The 17,343-nt window shown below is 65.6% G+C and carries 11 protein-coding genes; 7 read left to right on the top strand and 4 right to left on the bottom strand.

Annotation, left to right across the window (positions count from 1 at the left end; all coding sequences use genetic code 11):
• Nucleotides 1-150: 150 nt before the first annotated feature.
• The 3 genes from XH81_RS22305 to XH81_RS22295 all read left to right on the top strand — a co-directional run bounded on the left by XH81_RS22305 (nt 151) and on the right by XH81_RS22295 (nt 4,402).
• Nucleotides 151-876, top strand: coding sequence for an outer membrane protein (locus XH81_RS22305; RefSeq protein WP_028139865.1), 726 nt, complete (start codon nt 151-153; stop codon nt 874-876).
• A gap of 164 nt (nt 877-1,040) precedes the next feature.
• On the top strand, nt 1,041-3,206 hold the full coding sequence (locus XH81_RS22300; protein ID WP_028139864.1) for a methyl-accepting chemotaxis protein: 2,166 nt from the start codon (nt 1,041-1,043) through the stop codon (nt 3,204-3,206).
• Nucleotides 3,207-3,340: 134 nt separating this feature from the next.
• Nucleotides 3,341-4,402: an MBL fold metallo-hydrolase gene (locus XH81_RS22295; RefSeq protein WP_028139863.1), complete on the top strand. Its 1,062-nt coding sequence runs from the start codon at nt 3,341-3,343 to the stop codon at nt 4,400-4,402.
• A 34-nt stretch (nt 4,403-4,436) separates the two neighbouring features.
• Here XH81_RS22295 and aroQ read toward each other — a convergent pair whose 3' ends face one another.
• Nucleotides 4,437-4,868 carry a type II 3-dehydroquinate dehydratase gene (aroQ, locus tag XH81_RS22290; protein WP_028139862.1) on the bottom strand — a complete coding sequence of 144 codons (432 nt, stop codon included), beginning with the start codon at nt 4,866-4,868 and terminating at the stop codon, nt 4,437-4,439.
• A 342-nt stretch (nt 4,869-5,210) separates the two neighbouring features.
• Between aroQ and hemA the strand changes: the two genes are divergently transcribed.
• From hemA to XH81_RS22275, 3 genes are all read left to right on the top strand, one after another.
• Nucleotides 5,211-6,440: a 5-aminolevulinate synthase gene (gene hemA, locus XH81_RS22285; protein WP_028139861.1), complete on the top strand. Its 1,230-nt coding sequence runs from the start codon at nt 5,211-5,213 to the stop codon at nt 6,438-6,440.
• A gap of 369 nt (nt 6,441-6,809) precedes the next feature.
• Nucleotides 6,810-10,319 (top strand): PAS domain-containing hybrid sensor histidine kinase/response regulator, encoded by a 3,510-nt coding sequence (locus tag XH81_RS22280; RefSeq protein WP_028139860.1) that lies wholly within the window; start codon nt 6,810-6,812, stop codon nt 10,317-10,319.
• Nucleotides 10,320-11,366: 1,047 nt separating this feature from the next.
• Entirely contained in the window at nt 11,367-11,783 is a 417-nt protein-coding gene (locus tag XH81_RS22275) for a RidA family protein (protein ID WP_028139859.1), read from the top strand.
• A gap of 325 nt (nt 11,784-12,108) precedes the next feature.
• Here XH81_RS22275 and XH81_RS22270 read toward each other — a convergent pair whose 3' ends face one another.
• The 3 genes from XH81_RS22270 to XH81_RS22260 form a co-directional block, all read right to left on the bottom strand.
• A complete protein-coding gene (locus tag XH81_RS22270; protein ID WP_028139858.1) occupies nt 12,109-12,672 on the bottom strand; it encodes a cytochrome P460 family protein in 564 nt (187 codons plus the stop codon).
• A 73-nt stretch (nt 12,673-12,745) separates the two neighbouring features.
• The gene (locus XH81_RS22265; protein WP_028139857.1) at nt 12,746-13,774 is read right to left on the bottom strand and encodes an alpha/beta fold hydrolase; all 1,029 of its coding nucleotides are present in this window, start codon (nt 13,772-13,774) and stop codon (nt 12,746-12,748) included.
• A 37-nt stretch (nt 13,775-13,811) separates the two neighbouring features.
• On the bottom strand, nt 13,812-14,231 hold the full coding sequence (locus XH81_RS22260) for an organic hydroperoxide resistance protein (protein WP_028139856.1): 420 nt from the start codon (nt 14,229-14,231) through the stop codon (nt 13,812-13,814).
• A 198-nt stretch (nt 14,232-14,429) separates the two neighbouring features.
• On the opposite strand from XH81_RS22260, the gene XH81_RS22255 reads away from it, so the two are divergent.
• Nucleotides 14,430-17,306 carry an ATP-binding protein gene (locus XH81_RS22255; protein WP_028139855.1) on the top strand — a complete coding sequence of 959 codons (2,877 nt, stop codon included), beginning with the start codon at nt 14,430-14,432 and terminating at the stop codon, nt 17,304-17,306.
• Nucleotides 17,307-17,343: the final 37 nt, after the last annotated feature.

Raw genomic sequence — 17,343 nt, 5'->3', positions numbered from 1 at the left:
CACGAAAATCATTTGCAGCCCAATAAGTTAGGTTGGGTCTCGTTGTGCCATGCATGTGACAGCATTTTCGTCAAAAGGAAGCTATCTGCAAAACCAACGCGGCGCGGAAAGCGCGCCTGCCGGGGACCTTAAGTGTCGGAGTTCAAGACGATGAAGAAGATTCTGTTTGCGACCGTTGCGCTGCTCGTGGTGGGCGCTGCTGCACCGGCCGTCGGTGCCGATCTCGGCAACCGCAACTATTACAAGTCGCCCGCGCCGGCCTATGCCGCGCCGATCTACAACTGGACCGGCTTCTATATCGGCGGCCATGTCGGTGGCGCGTTCTCCAGCGACAACAATTTCAACGGCCTTTCCACCGGCAACAACGGCAACGGCCGCTTCCTCGGCGGCGTGCAGGTCGGTGGCGACTGGCAGTTCCACCCGAACTTCGTGGTCGGCGTCGAGGGCCAGTATTCCTGGCTCTCCGGCAGCGTCGGCGCCGTGTTTCCGGGCGGCATCGCCTACACCAACGACCAGCGTGGCCTCGGCTCGATCACCGGCCGCGTCGGCTACACCTGGGGCCCCGGCCTCGTCTATGTGAAGGGCGGCTACGCCTATTCGGACAACAACGAGAAGGTGACCGTCGGCGGCGTGCCGACCGCGTTCGTCATCACCGGCGATCACCGCAACGGCTATACCGTCGGCGCCGGCCTCGAATACATGTTCGCCCCGAACTGGTCGGCCAAGGCCGAGTACCAGTACTACAATTTCGGCGACTCGAGCTTCACCGGCGGCCCGCTCGCGGGCACCGGCAGCTTCACCACCGACGACCACACCATCAAGGCGGGCGTCAACTACCGCTTCAACTGGGCAAGCCCGGCCGTCGCGCGCTACTGATCGGTTACCACAACCTTACCATGACGGGGGGCCGGCGATTTCGCCGGCCCTTCTTTTTTCGCCCTGCGGAACACATGCAACCGTTTGCGGAGATTGCGAATTTTTAACCCGCCGTGCGGATACTGCCGGCCGCAAACAGAAGCAAGAACGTTGGGGGAATTTCGATGGCGATCCGTTTCAGCCTTGGCGGCTCACTTGGCGGCCCACTTGGCCGAATGCGGCCGCGTTTCAAAATGCCGACCTGGGGCGTACGCGGCAGCCTGTTCGCCGCCTTCGCAGTGATCGCCGGCATGGGCCTCGTGATCGCGGCCGGCGCCGGCCTGGCGCTGCAGAATCTCGGCGGACGCATGACCGAACTGAGCGGGCGGGACATTCCGCGCCTTGCCGCCAGCCTGCAATTGTCGGCATTGAGCGCGAGCCTTGCGGCACAGGGACCTGCCCTGCTCGCGGCACAAAGCGAGGAAGCGCTGAACGAGCGCACCAAGAAGCTCAAGGAGTTGCAGGAGCAAACACAGCAGAAGCTCAACGAGATCATCCAGCTCGGCGGCGACAAGGCCGTCGTCTCCGGACTCAGCGAGACGATGAAGAGCATCAACGAGGCGGCCCAGAGCCTGGCCAAGGCCGCGCGCGAACGGCTGGATATCGCCGCCCTCCATGACAAGCAATATGACGCGCTGCGCAGCGCCCAGGGCGCCTTCGTCGGCGCGGCCAGCCCGGCGATGCTCGACGCGCAGACCCGGGTCAACGCCATTCTCGGCTCGGCCGACTTGTCTGCCGCGGATGCCAGCGATGCCGCGCAGACCGTCGGCCAGCTCGGCAACGTCGTCGCCAGCGGCAATCTCGCAGCCGCCGACATGAGTGCGGCACTGTCGGCGAACACCAGCGACAAGCTCGACGACATCCAGAAGGAATTCAAGACGGCGCAGGGACGCCTGCGGTCCAACCTCGATCTGTTGCCGGACAATCAGGGCAACAAGATGCTGCGCGAAACGGCGGAGAAGCTGCTGGCGCTCGGCACCGGCAAGACCGGCGTCTTCAACCTGCGTGAGAAGGAGCTCGACTCCGTCGACTACGGCCAGACCATCCTCGACGAGACCCGCAAGCTCAATGTCGGCCTCGGCATCAGCGTGCAGCAGCTCGTCGACGGCGTGCAGAAAGAGACCAACGCCTCGACCTCGCAGGCGCAGCAGGAGACCTCGCTCGCGACGACCGTGATGCTGGCGCTTGGGGCCTTGATGCTGGTCGGCTCGGCGCTGTTCGTCTGGCTCTATGTCGGCCGCAACATCCTGCGCCGCATCCGCGAGCTTCAGCGCGCCATGCAGCTGCTGTCGGCCGGCGACCTCGACACCGAGATCGTCCGCTCCCGGCAGAACGACGAGATCGGCGTGATGAAGGAAACGCTGACCGTGTTCCGCGACAGCATGATCGAAGCCCGGGCGCTCGCCGGCGAGCAGGACAAGGACCGGATCGCCAAGGCCGAGCGGGCCGCGCGCATGGAAGCCAAGATCGCCGAATTCGAAAGCACGGTGCGCTCCGCGCTCGACAATCTGGCGCAGTCGGCCAATTCGATGCAATCGACCGCGCAGAGCATGTCGACCACCGCCGACCAGTCCAACGCGCTGGTCAACGCGGTCGCCTCCGCCGCCGAGGAGACCTCGGTCAACGTGCAGACCGTGTCGTCAGGCACCGAGCAGCTGTCGTCCTCGATCGAGGAGATCAGCAAGCAGGTCGTGACCTCGGCCGCGATCGCCAAGAAGGCGGTCGACGAGGCCGGCGCCACCGACACCACGGTGCAGAGCCTTGCCGACAGCGCGAGCCGCATCAGCGTCGTGGTCGACCTGATCCAGACCATCGCCTCGCAGACCAATCTGCTCGCGCTCAACGCCACCATCGAGGCGGCGCGTGCGGGCGAGGCCGGCCGCGGCTTTGCGGTGGTTGCCTCCGAGGTGAAGAGCCTCGCGAGCCAGACCGCCAAGGCCACGGAGGAAATCCGCACCCAGATCGCCAGCATGCAGGAGATCACGACCTCGGCGGTCGGCGCCATCCAGGGCATCGGCCGGATCATCGGAGAGATCGACAACGTGACCACGACGATCGCAGCCGCTGTCGAGGAGCAGGGCGCCGCCACCCGCGAGATCGCGCGCAACATCCAGCATGCCGCCGGCGGCACCAGCGAAGTCTCCAGCAACATCGTCGGCGTCTCCACCGCCTCGGCCGAAGCCGGCGCCGCGGCAAACGAAGTGCTGGGCGCCTCCGACGCGCTCCGCCGCGAAGCCGACATGCTGCGCGGAGAGATCGACGCGTTCCTCAACAACATGCGGGCGGCGTAACAGCGCCGGCCCGTAGCCCGGACGGCGCTTCGTCCGGGCTACGGAAAAACACGCCCGGTATGACCGCCATGCGGAGACCACGGGCCAGCCTTTTTCGGCTGGCGCCCCGCGCGCGCTGGGTTTAAGCCGGTAGCATGAACGCGAAAACCGACACCGCACAGTCCTCAGCCGAAGCCCTGCGCTACCCCTGGGAGCAGCACCCTGGCCACGACGAGATCGTCGAGGTCAGGCCCGGCGTGCTGTGGGCGCGGCTGAAATTGCCGTTCCGCCTCAACCACGTGAACATCTACCTGCTCGCCGACGGCGACGGCTATGCGATGGTGGATACCGGCTTCGGCAACGAGGAGACGATCGAGGCCTGGACCAAGCTGTTCGACGGACCGCTGAAGGGCGTCCACATCACGCGCCTGATCGTCACCCACTCCCACCCCGACCATGTCGGGCTCGCAGGCTGGGTCGTCGAGCGGTTCAACTGCCCGCTGGTGATGTCGCAGGTCGAATATCTGCAATCGGTCTATCACCAGAACCGCGGCACCGCGGAGCGGCAGGAGGCGCAGCGGCTGTTCTTCCGTCGCCATGGCATGGACGAGTCGCTCACCGAAAAGCTGCTCGGCCGCGGCCAGGATTATCTCAAGCGCGTTTCGGTGCTGCCGCCCTCCTACCGCCGCATCTCCCATGGCGACGACGTCGTGATCGGCACGCGCCGCTTCAAGGTGATCACCGGCGGCGGCCACGCGCTCGACCAGGTGATGCTGTATTGCGCCGACGACAAGCTGTTCCTCTCCGCCGACCAGGTGCTGAGCAAGATCTCGCCCAATGTCAGCGTCTGGGCGGTCGAGCCCGACCAGAACTCGCTCGGCGAATATCTGGCCTCGCTCGCCAGCCTCACCACGACGCTGCCCTATGACGTCCTGGTGCTGCCCGGCCATGGCGTGCCGTTCTACGGGCTGAAGACCCGGATCAAGCAGCTCGCCGACCACCATGAAGAGCGCTGCCGCCTGATCGCGGAAGCCTGCCGCGAGGTGCCGCAGACCTCGCGCGCCTTGGTACCCGTCGTGTTCAACAAGCATGTGCTCGACGAACACCAGATGGGCTTTGCCGCCGGAGAGCTCGTCGCCCACGTCAACTACATGATCGTCGAGGGCCGGCTGACGGCGGAGACGAAGGACGGCGTGCTGCAGTTCAGGACGACGTGAGTCGCTTCGTCATGCCCGGGCTTGTGGCGGCATGTCACTTCATATTCGCGATCGCGTGCAGCGCGGCGATGTAGCCGAACGGACCCAGGCCGCAGATCACCCCGCTCGCCACGAACGAGATCTTGGAGTGGCGGTGATATTCGTCGCGGGCGAGGATGTTGGAGATGTGGACTTCCAGCACCGGCCCTTCGAACGTCTTGATCGCGTCCATGATCGCGACCGAGGTGAAGGAAAAGCCGGCCGGATTGATGATGATTGCATCGGCGTCCTGCCGCGCCGACTGGATCAGGTCGACCAGCACGCCTTCATGGTTGGATTGGTGGAAGGCGAGCTTGAGCCCGAGGGTTGCGGCAGCCGCCTCGCAGCTCGCGTTGACCTCTGCGAGCGTCGTGGTGCCGTAGATGTGCGGCTCGCGGATGCCGAGCATATTGAGGTTGGGACCGTTCAGAACCATGACACGCTTCATCGGGGCGTCCTTTCGCGTGCGCTTGCCGGGCGCCGATCCGCGCCTCGCCAAGGCAAAGGCTACGACATCGGCGCGACCGGCTCAGCAATCATGGACGGCGCGCGCCCCATGGACAAAATGTCCAAGCCAGCGACAACGGTCCCGGACTTTCCCGGGAGCCTCGGCCCGCGCGGGCGGACCAGCGTTAGGCGTTTGATCCACATCAACTATCGCCGGCGATACGCCGCTATCAATGGACCCGCGCGCCTCGTCACAAATGTGTGCGGGCGCATGGACATTGGAGCTGGAAAAGCTCTAAAAATGAGCGGCCGCCTTGGCCGGGTTCCGTTGCAGGTTTTGCCGATGGATTACAACCAGTTCTTCGATTCCGCCCTCGATCGTCTCCATTCCGAGCGGCGCTACCGCGTGTTCGCCGACCTGGAGCGCACGGCCGGCCGATTCCCGCACGCGGTCTGGCACTCGCCCAAGGGCAAGCGCGACGTCGTGATCTGGTGCTCCAACGATTATCTCGGCATGGGCCAGCACCCGAAAGTGGTCGGCGCCATGGTCGAGACCGCGACGCGCGTCGGCACCGGTGCCGGCGGCACCCGCAACATCGCCGGCACGCATCATCCGCTGGTCCAGCTCGAGGCCGAGCTCGCCGATCTCCACGGCAAGGAAGCCGCGCTGCTGTTCACTTCGGGCTATGTCTCGAACCAGACCGGCATCCCGACCATCGCAAAACTCATTCCGAACTGCCTGATCCTGTCGGACGAGCTCAACCACAATTCGATGATCGAGGGCATCCGCCAGTCCGGCTGCGAGCGGGTCGTGTTCCGCCACAACGATCTTGCGCATCTCGAGGAGCTGTTGAAAGCAGCCGGCCCGAACCGGCCGAAGCTGATCGTCTGCGAGAGCCTCTATTCCATGGACGGCGACGTCGCCCCGCTCGCCAGGATCTGCGATCTCGCCGAGAAGTACGACGCGATGACCTATGTCGACGAAGTCCACGCGGTCGGCATGTACGGCCCGCGCGGCGGCGGCATCGCCGAGCGTGACGGCGTCATGCATCGCATCGACATCCTCGAAGGCACGCTGGCGAAAGCGTTCGGCTGCCTCGGCGGCTACATCGCCGCCAACGGCCAGATCATCGATGCCGTGCGCTCCTATGCGCCGGGCTTCATCTTCACCACCGCGCTGCCGCCGGCGATCTGCTCGGCCGCGACTGCCGCGATCAAGCATCTGAAAACCTCGAACTGGGAGCGCGAGCGCCACCAGGACCGTGCCGCCCGCGTCAAGGCGATCCTCAACGCCGCCGGCCTGCCGGTGATGTCGAGCGACACCCACATCGTGCCGCTGTTCGTCGGCGATCCCGAGAAGTGCAAGCAAGCGTCCGACCTGCTGCTCGAGGAGCACGGCATCTACATCCAGCCGATCAACTATCCGACGGTCGCCAAGGGCAGCGAGCGGCTGCGCATCACGCCCTCGCCCTATCATGACGACGGCCTGATCGATCAGCTCGCCGAGGCCCTGCTTCAGGTGTGGGACTGTCTCGGCCTGCCACTGCGCGAGAAGTCGCTCGCGGCGGAATAGGCGTTTCGCCTCTCCCAACTCCCACCGTTCCCGGAGCTACCCCCCTCCCCAACCCTCCCCCACACGGGGAAGGAGCGAGACAGGTGTGCCCACCTCACGTCATCCAGCCCAATAAGTCGAGCAACGCCAGTCGCATCTTTGTCGCGAGGAGCAAGGCTCTCTCCGTTCCCTCCCCCCTTGTGGGGGAGGGTCAGGGAGGGGGTGCCACGCGGGGATTCTCTCGGGAAACCCCAAGCTGCGCACCTTAACGACAACCCCAGTTCCCGCCCTTCCGAGCATTTCGCTGTCGCCTCCCCCCGCCTAACGCGATAGATTTGCAGCGAAAATGAGCTCGGGCGCGGCCAGCGCCCTGGGAGAAGCGCGCTCGCCATGCTGCACGATTGGGGCGTGATCGCCGCCGCCTTCGGCTATATCGGCTTCCTGTTCCTGGTGGCGAGCCATGGCGACCGCCGCTCGCCGGCCGGGCGCGGCCGTGCCTCCGGGCTGATCTATCCGCTCTCGCTGGCGATCTACTGCACCTCCTGGACCTTCTTCGGCTCGGTCGGCTTCGCCACCCGCGCCTCGACCGACTTCCTCGCCATCTATGTCGGCCCGATCCTGATGATCGGGTTAGGGGCCGGCGTGTTGCGCCGCGTGATCCAGCTGGCGAAAGCCCACAACATCACCTCGATCGCCGACTTCATCGGGGCGCGCTACGGCAAGAGCCAGGCGGTGGCGGCGACCGTGGCGCTGATCGCGATCATCGGCTCGGTGCCCTACATCGCGCTCCAGCTCAAGGCGGTCGCCTCCTCGCTCGAAACGATCCTGAGCGAAGACCAGGCCTTCTCCCACATCCCGATCGTCGGCGACGTCGCGCTGATGGTGACGCTGGCAATGGCGGCCTTCGCGGTGCTGTTCGGGACGCGTCAGACCGACGCGACCGAGCATCAGCACGGCCTGATGCTGGCGGTCGCGACCGAATCCATCATCAAGCTGATCGCCTTCCTCGCCGCCGGCATCTTCGTCACCTTCTGGATGTTCTCGCCGCACGAACTGATCGAGCGCGCCATGAAGACGCCGGAGGCGGTGCGCGCCATCAACTATTCGCCGTCGATCGGCAACTTCCTCACCATGACGCTGCTGTCGCTCTGCGCGATCATGCTGCTGCCGCGCCAGTTCCACGTCAGCGTGGTCGAGAACTCCTCGGATGCCGAGGTCGGCCGCGCGCGCTGGCTGTTCCCGCTCTATCTCGTCGCCATCAATCTGTTCGTGATCCCGATCGCGCTCGCCGGCCTCGTCACCTTCCCGTTCGGCGCGGCCGACCCTGACATGTACGTGCTGGCGCTGCCGATGGAGGGCGGTGCGGGGCTTCTCAGCGTCGCCATTTTCGTCGGCGGCCTGTCGGCGGCGACCGCGATGGTGATCGTCGAATGCGTCGCACTCTCCATCATGGTCTCGAACGACCTCGTGGTGCCGCTGGTGCTGCAACGACGGCCGGAAGGACGCGCCGGCGGCGCGGATTTCAGCGACTTCCTGCTGCGCTCGCGCCGGCTCGCGATCTTCGCCATCATGGTGATGGCCTATTTCTACTATCGCGCGCTCGGCAATACCCAGCTCGTGGCGATCGGCCTGCTCTCCTTTGCCGCCATCGCGCAGCTTGCGCCGAGCTTCTTCGGCGGGCTGCTGTGGCGGCGCGCGACCGCGCGCGGCGCCATCGGCGGCATGCTGGTCGGCTTCGCGGTGTGGCTCTACACGCTGTTCATTCCGAGTTTCATGGATTCCTCGACATCGGGCATCCTGCTGCTTCAGCACGGTCCGTTCGGCATCGAGGCGCTGCGGCCGCAGGCGCTGTTCGGCGCCGATCTGCCTCCCCTGATGCACGGCGTGATCTGGTCGCTGTCGCTCAACATCCTGACCTATGTGCTGCTGTCGCTGGCGCGAAGGCCCTCGTCCATCGAGCTGCTGCAGGCCGATCTGTTCGTGCCCAATACGCTTGCGCCGATCTCGCCTAGTTTCCGCCGCTGGCGCACCACCGTCACCGTGCAGGACATCCAGACCACGGTGGCGCAATATCTCGGACCCGACCGCGCCCGGCATTCCTTCGAGGCATTCTCCGCACGGCGCAACGTTCGCCTGGAGGCTGGAGCGCCCGCCGATTTCGAGCTGTTGCAGCACGCCGAGCACCTGATCGCCTCCTCGATCGGCGCGGCCTCCTCGCGCCTCGTGATGTCACTGCTGCTGCGCAAGCGCACGGTCTCGGCCAAAGCCGCACTCAAGCTGCTCGACGACTCGCACGCAGCCCTGCATTTCAACCGCGAGATCCTGCAGACCGCGCTCAACCACGTGCGTCAGGGCATCGCCGTGTTCGACGCCGATCTGCAGCTGATCTGCTCCAACCGGCAGTTCGGCGATCTCCTCAACGTCCCCCCGCATATCGTCCAGTTCGGCGAGCCGCTGCGCGAGATCCTGGAATTCATCGGCGTGAGCGATCCGGACGACCCGGTCGAGCGCGAGGCCATGCTGGAGCGGCGCCTTGCCGCCTACACCACCGACAGCGAGCCATATCTCGAACGTCTGCCGGAACGCCACATGGTGATCGAGGTGCTTACCAACCGCATGCCCGGCGGCGGCTTCGTCATCACCTTCACCGATGTCACACCCACCTTCGAGGCGGCGGAAGCACTGGAGCGCGCCAACGCGACACTGGAAAAGCGCGTGCGCGACCGCACCGAGGAGCTGACGCGGCTGAATTCCGAGCTGGCGCTGGCCAAGAGCGCCGCGGAAGACGCCAGCATCTCCAAGACACGCTTCCTCGCCGCCGCCAGCCACGACATCCTCCAGCCGCTGAACGCGGCGCGGCTCTATGTCACGAGCCTGGTCGAGCGCCAGCACAGCGGCGAGGAGACGCGGCTGGTCGAGAACATCGACGAATCCCTGCAGGCGATCGAAGAGATCCTCGGCGCGCTGCTGGACATCTCGCGACTGGACGCCGGCGCGATGACGACCTCGATCTCGAGCTTCAAGATGGCCGATCTGATGCGCTCGCTGGAGATCGAGTTCGCGCCGATCGCGCGCGCCAAGAACCTGGAGCTCACCTTCGTGCCGTGCTCGCTGCCGGTCGAATCGGACCGGCTCCTGCTGCGGCGCCTGCTGCAGAACCTGATCTCGAATGCGATCAAATACACCCCGCGCGGCCGCGTGCTGGTCGGCTGTCGCCGACAAGGCCCTTCGCTCAAGATCTGCGTCTACGACACCGGGGTCGGCATTCCGCCGGTCAAGCGCGGCGAGATCTTCAAGGAATTCCACCGCCTCGAGCAGGGCGCGCGGATCGCGCGCGGGCTGGGGCTCGGCCTGTCGATCGTCGAACGGCTGGCGCGGGTGCTCAAGCACGGCATCGCCATCGACGGCAACAGAAGCGGCGGCTCGGTCTTCTCCGTGACCGTGCCGACGGCGAAAGCGATCACCCACACCGCCGCGGTGACCAGCGCGACGCCGCTGGCGCGGACGCCGATCTCGGGTGCCCTGATCGTCTGTATCGAGAATGACGCGGCGATCCTCGACGGCATGCGCACGCTGCTGAAGGCCTGGGACGCCGAGGTGATCGCGGTCGCCGATCCCGAGGGCGCGATCGCCGCCATCGAGACGGCGGGACGGCGCGTCACCGGCCTCCTGGTCGACTATCATCTCGACCGCGGCAACGGCATCGCCGCCATCCGCGACATCCGCCGTCGCTTCGGCGACGCCATTCCCGCGATCCTGATCACCGCCGACCGCAGCCCCGCCGTGCAGGTCGCTGCGCGCGACGAGAAGGTCGCAGTGCTCAACAAGCCGGTCAAGCCGGCCTCGCTCCGCGCGCTCCTCGGCCAGTGGCGCACGCAGCAGATGGTGGCTGCGGAGTGAGACGCACTGCCAGCGCCCGCGCTCATGAAGAGCGCCTCCAGGGACAACGGCTTGGCCATTGAGCCGGGTACGGTGACGGAAGGGTGCACCGCGACCTCCACATCGTCATTGCGAGCGCAAGCGAAGCAATCCAGAATCCTCCCGTGGAAAGATTCTGGATTGCTTCGTCGCTTCGCTCCTCGCAATGACGGAGCAAGGTGAAATGTTGTCGTCCTCAAATCGGCATCTCGTTTCGCAGATACGCCTTCGCCTTCTCGCGGCGTGTTTCGCCCGAGGTTTGCGCTTCTCGTCACGCCCTCCTGGAGAAAAGGGCGCAGGGAAGGCCGGGTGCCGGCTGGCACCCGCGGTCCGCTGCGCGAAATGCACACGCAGGAAGAACCGCACAGCAGCATACAGGTGACGCCGAACACACGGCCTTCCCTGCGCGATGGTCGGACGGCTTATGCCGTGCTCTCCCGGGAGCCGAACTTTCCCTCTGGCCTCCCTTGCCTCACGGAATTCGCCGGCATGGCGCCGGTTGGCGCCATGTCGCCTCCGTAAGACTTGACCGTAGCAACGACGGCCAGGACCACACGGTTTTGCCGTACGCACACAGCGCCGTTCGTACAACGCGGCTTGCGAGAAGCTCACGGGGATCGGCTCAATCCATCACCCCGCCCCGCGTCTCACATCCGCGACGGCGCCAATGCGTCCACCGCAGCCCGATCCGCGGCTCGTGACGACGTACGACCGCCCCTTTTCGCCGGATCAGGGTGAGCAATACCTACGACAAAGCCGAATTTCTGTAAATACGAATATTTTCGATCAAGCCGATTGACCCAGCCGTTGCTGTTTTGCCTGACGATCACCCAAGCCCTTGGGGTGACCCGGGCACGTCGCCCGCAAAATCATGCCTTGAAGAACGCACTTGAATGTCCGCTGATCTCCTCCAGCAGCGCAAACGCGGATATTGTCCAACTTCATAACCGGAAGTGCGGCTTGCCGGAATCATGGGTATTATCCTCGTAGGATCACCGCCGATCGTCGGCATATAACCAAGGTTTCGCAATGAGCCGAACGGTACACGCTCCCACTGGACTCTTTGATAGCCGGCACTACGGCTTTGCGCAGGTAGCAATCGTCCCAACGCGCCTCGGCGACGCCGTCCATGTCTCTGGCCAAGTGGCTTGGGACGCAGATCGAAACGTCGTTGGTGCCGGTGATATTCGGCTCCAACTCGAGAAAAGTCTGGAGAATCTTGCGGCCGCCCTGGCGTCCGTCGGTGCAAAACTATGCGACGTCGGTGCACTTCGGCTCTATATCAGGCAAAGTCATATGCATGAGAGCAGCGCCATCACCGGAGCTCTCAAGGCGGCCTTCGGCGAGAATCCGCCTTGCGCAACTTGGATCGGGGTGTCGAGCCTCGCGAATGAGGCGTTCCTCATCGAGATCGAGCCTTCGGTCGTTTTTATTGACCGAGAGTGACTTGATAGCCAGCGGCAGCCTCGGGCTGCGATAAGCAAACTCGGTGGTCAAGGCCCTCTGTCGCTCGGTCATTGAGCGGCATCGCTTGAACGTCCGCAATGGGTCAAAACCGGCAATGTTCTGAACGAGCCGAATGACTTCGCTCTGCCTCAAGACCGGACATCCGCGAGTTAGCGAGGAAGCGCCTCAGCCCGTCGGCATGCCCTGCCTGCCCTGGTGGCAACCATCGCGTCTTGCGTCCGGCTCTCGATGCCGGGCTTTTGCAGGATCGCGCAGATGTGCGCCTTGCGGATGGCGGCGGAATGATTGCCGGCCGAGGTCCGCTTCAGGGCGCAAGCCGTGTGAAGACGTAGTCGCGGCTGCTGGCGCGGGCTTCGTGACAGCCCCAGCAGGTGCGGTGCTGGGCCTCGTCGACCGGCTTGCCGCCGATGAAGCGGCCAAAGCCCCAGCCGCCGGTGGAGGCATATTTCTTGGAATCCTTGACCATCACCTGGACCGTGGTGGCGGCGCCGGGGATGGTCGCGGACGCAAACTCCGGTGACTGTTTGCGCTTCCAGGCGCGCTTGACCAGAATGGTGCCGTCGGGGAACGGCAGCTTGCCGGCCTGATACGCGTCGATTGCGGTCCGGTTGCCGACGACAGCGCGGAACTCGTCGAGCGGCGCGGCCTCTTCGGCCGGCGCGATCAGCTCCCACTGCTTGTAGCCCGGCGGAATCGTGACGCCGAAGATCGGCGAGGCGTCGGCCGTGTCGCGTGCCGCCGGCCCCTCCGCCGAAGCGATCGTGACGAGATACGGCACGCAGGTCAGGAGCACGACGAGCAGGACCACGGCGAGCACGATCATCGTGGCGTAAGGAGATTTGTTCTTTTCAGGTTCGGCTGGCGTCATGACCATTCATCAAGCTGGGTTCAATGGGCGATCCCCGGTCCGGCCCATGGCTGGACCGAGGTGTCGTAGATGCTCAGGCGCCGTCGGCGTCGATGACGGCCTTGGCGAAGGCTTGCGGTGCTTCTTGCGGCAAATTGTGGCCGATGCCGCCGGTGATCAGGCGAAACTCGTATCGACCCGAGAACTTCCTGGCATAGGCGCTCGGGTCGGGATGCGGCGCGCCGTTGGCGTCGCCCTCCATCGTGATCGTCGGCACGTCGATGACGGGAGCCGCTGCCAGCTTCTTTTCGAGATGCTCGTATTTCGCTTCGCCCTGGGCGAGCCCGAGCCGCCAGCGGTAGTTATGGATCGTGATCGCGACATGATCCTTGTTGTCCAGCGCCGCCGCACTTCGATTGAAGGTGGCGTCGTCGAACTTCCATTGCGGTGAGGCGAGCTTCCAGATCAGCTTGGCGAAATCATGCGTGTACTTCTCGTATCCGGCACGGCCGCGCTCGGTGGCGAAATAGAACTGGTACCACCATTGCAGCTCGGCAGACGGCGGCAACGGCGCGTTGCCGGCGGCCTGGCTCGAGATCAGATAGCCGCTGACCGACACCAGCGCGCGGCAGCGCTCCGGCCACAGCGCGGCGATGATGTCGGCGGTGCGCGCGCCCCAATCGAAGCCGGCGACGACCGCCTTCTTGATATCGAGCTTGTCCATCAGCGCGATGACGTCGGCCGCCATCGCGGCAGGCTCGCCGTTGCGCGGCGTCTCGCTCGAAAGGAAATGCGTCGTGCCGTAGCCGCGCAAGTGAGGGATGATCACGCGATAGCCGGCCTTGGCCAGGATCGGCGCGACGTCGACGAAGGCGTGAATGTCGTAGGGCCAGCCGTGCAGCAGGATCGCCACGGGACCGTTCGAAGGACCCGCCTCGGCATAGCCGACATTGAGGACGCCGGCATCGATTTGCTTGATCGCCCCGAAGGACGCAATCGATGCGGACGATTTCGGCGCTTCGGTCTCGGCGCGCGCGAGGTCGATCACGCCAAGACCGACGGCGACGGTTCCTGCGGCGACGCCAAAGAACTGGCGGCGATGCTGGTCGATGATCTGCTTCATGGTGGAGCTACCTTTCTTGATGGTTGGTGATGGCGCGTCAGATCAGCGCGACCGTGACGTCGATGTTGCCGCGAACGGCCTTGGAATAGGGGCAGGTCCGATGCGCATCATCGATGATGCCGCGCGCGATCTCGGGGTCGAGGCCCGGCAGGCTGACATTGAGGCGCGCCCGGAGCGAATAGGCGCCCTCGTCGAGCACGAGATCGATTTCCGCATCGATCGCGCATTTCCTGGGAAGCTCGATCTTCCGCTGGCGCGCCGCGATCTCCATCGCGCCTTCGAAGCAGGCCGACCAGCCGGCGGCGAACAATTGCTCGGGATTGGTGCCGATGCCTGCGGCGCCCGGCGGCGACAGCTTGACGTCGAGGCGGCCGTCGGAGCTGCGCGATATGCCGTCGCCTCGGCCGCCGCTGGTGTGGGTCTTGGCCGTGTAGAGTGTTTTTGCCGCCTGCGTCATGAAGCTGTCCTTTCCGTTGCGCAACTGACTAGCAGTGGCTGGTGCAGGACACCCGTTGGGAGTTGTGAGAAGTTGTGAGGCCAGACCTCGCGCGCTTAACAAGGCCTGCATCCGCGGTCTGATGCCGATGCAGCGACGGCCTTGCCGGATCGCGATCATCTGGCTATCGGGGCCTGTCGAAGGGACCCGAGATTTGCCATGACAGAGCCGGCCGGCACCGCAACGGGAACTTTATCGTTCGGGCCATTCTCCGTGACGCCACATGAACGGCTCGTGATGCGCGACGGCGTCGCGTTGCCGCTCGGCGCGAAAGCGTTCGACACGCTGATGGCGCTGATGTCGCGGCCGAACCAGGTCGTCGGCAAATGGGACCTGATGGCGCTGGTGTGGCCCGGCATCACCGTCGAGGAGGCCAATCTGCGCTTTCACGTCGCAGCGCTGCGCAAGGCGCTCGGCGACGGCAAGGACGGCGCCCGCTACATCACGACGCTGTCCGGCCGCGGCTATTGCTTCGTGGCGCCGATTTCGCAACTCGCAGCGCCGATTTCGCAAACAGGCATTGCGGCAGCCCAGCGCCCCGCGCCGCGGCTGGAATTGCCGCCGGTGAAACTGCCGAACCGGTTACAGCGGATGGTCGGGCGCGACGATGAGATCGCCGCCGTCTCCGACAGGCTCATCGCCTCGCGCTTTGTGACGATCGCCGGCCCGGGCGGCGTCGGCAAGACGGCGGTCGCAGTGGCGATCGCTCACGACCTGCTCGAGACCTTCTCCGATGCCGCGCACTTTGTTGATCTCGCCGCGCTCAGCGATCCCGATCTCGTGATCACCTCGATCCTGCTGATGCTGGGCTTGCCGGCCGAGACCGACGATCCCCTGCCCGCGCTGCTCGCGCATGTCAGGGACAAGCGGATGCTGCTGGTTCTCGACAATTGCGAGCACGTCATCGCGACGGCCGCACCGCTGGCGGCGGACATCTTCCAGGCGGCGCCACATGTCCATATCCTCGCGACCAGCCGCGAGGCCCTGCGCGTCGAGGGCGAGCAGGTCTATCGATTGGCGCCGCTTGCCGTTCCGCCCGACGGCTCCGGACTGACGGTCGCCGCAGCGCAGACCTATCCGGCGCTGCAACTGTTCCTCGAACGTGCCACGGCCAGCGGCGCGCAGATCAGTCTCGACGACGCCAATGCCGCGATCATCGCGAGGATCTGCCGCAAGCTCGACGGCATGGCGCTGGCGATCGAACTCGCCGCCGGCCGGGTCGAAGCCTACGGCCTGGAGCAGACGGCCGCACTGCTCGACGAGCGCCTCAATCTGCTCTGGCAGGGCCAGCGAACGGCGCCGCCCCGGCAGAAGACATTGCAGGCCACGCTCGACTGGAGCTACGGACTGCTGTCGGATCTCGAACGCCTCGTACTGCGCAGGCTTGCGGTCTTCGCCGGGCATTTCACCATCGACGCGGCGCTCGAGGTCGTGCCGGACGAGCGCGTCGACCAGGCCCGCCTGTTCGACGCCGTCGACAGTCTCGTGGCCAAATCGATGGTCGCGCCGCGCCCCATCGGCGCCATGATGCGCTACCGCCTGCTCGACACGACGCGCGCCTATCTGCTCGAGATCGAGCCCGACGGCGCGGCTCTCGCCGCGCGCCACGCGACTTACTACCGGCGATGGCTGGAACAGGCCGGCATGACATGGGCCGCCGTGCCGAGCGCGGACGAACGAGCTGCTCACTTCTCCGCACTTCACAATGTGCGCGCCGCGCTCGACTGGTGCTTCGGGGCGGGCGGTGATCTCGGCATCGGCATTGCGCTCACCGCCGCCGCGGCGCCGATCTTCCTGGCGATGTCCCTGTTGATCGAATGCCGGCGCTGGTCGGAACGGGCGCTGCTGGCGATGGACCCCTCCTCGCGCGGCAGCGCCGAGGAAATGCACATCCAGGCCGCCCTCGGACTGACCCTGATGTTCACCCGCGGCGGCAGCGAAGCGGCGCGCAGCGCCCTGAGCCGGAGCCTTGCGATCGCGCAAGCGCGCGGCGACGACATCAACCAGCTCCAGCTGCTCGGCCGGATGCATATCTTTCACGAGCGGATGGGAGAGTTCGACGCCGCGCTCGGCTATGCGCAGCAGAGCCTCGCGGTCGCGAGGTCGCTGGGCGATCCCGCCTCGATCGCCCTCGCCCATTCCCTCCTCGGCGTCTCCTTGCATCTGGCAGGCGAGCATCGCGACGCGCTCGAGATGCTGGAGGTCGCCTGGCGGGGACCGGGCACGGAGCGAATCAGCACCGTCCACGGCTTCGATCATCGCAACCGGGCCGGCATCACGCTGGCTCGCGAGCTCTGGTTGCAGGGCCGGCCCGCGGATGCGCTGCAGCTGGCGCGGCAGACGGTCACCGAGGCCGCGCAGATGGATCACCCGATCACGCTCTGCATTGCGCTGATCTGGACGGTCGCGATTGATCTGTGGAGCGGAGACCTCGACGGTGCGGACGCGAATATCGACCGCTTCATCGCGCATGCGACGTCGCGCTCGATGGGGCCTTATCTCGCCGTCGGCCGCGGCGTCAAAGGCGAGCTGGCGATCCGGCGCGGCGATGCGGCCGGCGGCGTCGAGACGATCAGGACTTGCCTGCGCGAGCTCCACGATGCCGGCTACGAGCTGCTGACCACGACGTTCAACATCGCGCTGGTTCAGGGATTGTTGGCGCTCGGCCAGATCGAGCAGAGCGCACAGCTGATCGACGACGCCATCCGCCTCGTCGCGCAGAGCGGCGATCACCTCTACATGCCCGAGCTGTTGCGCATGAAAGGCAAGGTCCTATCGTACCTGCCGGAACCGCAGGTCGAGGGCGCGGAGGCCTGCCTGGTGCAGTCGCTGGAGCTCAGCCGCGGCAAGGGCGCGAAAGCCTGGGAGCTGCGGGCCGCGATCGACCTCGCCCGGCTAATTGCCGAACGCGGCCGGCGTGACGAAGCAAAACGGTTGCTTCAATCGGTTCTGAAGGGCTTTGCTGAAGGTGCCGAAACGGAGGACATCAGGATCGGCAACGAACTGCTGCGGAGGTTATCAACCCCGCCATCCTGATGAGGTGCGAGGCATGGGACGCAACGCGCTCCATGGG

The organism is Bradyrhizobium sp. CCBAU 25360, from assembly GCF_028128695.1.
Taxonomy (GTDB): Bacteria; Pseudomonadota; Alphaproteobacteria; order Rhizobiales; family Xanthobacteraceae; genus Bradyrhizobium; species Bradyrhizobium ottawaense.
This window is presented reverse-complemented; position numbering and strand designations above follow the sequence as displayed.

Coding starts and splice junctions, on each gene's coding strand:
- XH81_RS22305 (WP_028139865.1), top strand. CDS start 151: ATGAAGAAGATTCTGTTTGCGACCGTTGCGCTGCTCGTGGTGGGCGCT.
- XH81_RS22300 (WP_028139864.1), top strand. CDS start 1,041: ATGGCGATCCGTTTCAGCCTTGGCGGCTCACTTGGCGGCCCACTTGGC.
- XH81_RS22295 (WP_028139863.1), top strand. CDS start 3,341: ATGAACGCGAAAACCGACACCGCACAGTCCTCAGCCGAAGCCCTGCGC.
- aroQ (WP_028139862.1), bottom strand. CDS start 4,868: ATGAAGCGTGTCATGGTTCTGAACGGTCCCAACCTCAATATGCTCGGC.
- hemA (WP_028139861.1), top strand. CDS start 5,211: ATGGATTACAACCAGTTCTTCGATTCCGCCCTCGATCGTCTCCATTCC.
- XH81_RS22280 (WP_028139860.1), top strand. CDS start 6,810: ATGCTGCACGATTGGGGCGTGATCGCCGCCGCCTTCGGCTATATCGGC.
- XH81_RS22275 (WP_028139859.1), top strand. CDS start 11,367: ATGAGCCGAACGGTACACGCTCCCACTGGACTCTTTGATAGCCGGCAC.
- XH81_RS22270 (WP_028139858.1), bottom strand. CDS start 12,672: ATGACGCCAGCCGAACCTGAAAAGAACAAATCTCCTTACGCCACGATG.
- XH81_RS22265 (WP_028139857.1), bottom strand. CDS start 13,774: ATGAAGCAGATCATCGACCAGCATCGCCGCCAGTTCTTTGGCGTCGCC.
- XH81_RS22260 (WP_028139856.1), bottom strand. CDS start 14,231: ATGACGCAGGCGGCAAAAACACTCTACACGGCCAAGACCCACACCAGC.
- XH81_RS22255 (WP_028139855.1), top strand. CDS start 14,430: ATGACAGAGCCGGCCGGCACCGCAACGGGAACTTTATCGTTCGGGCCA.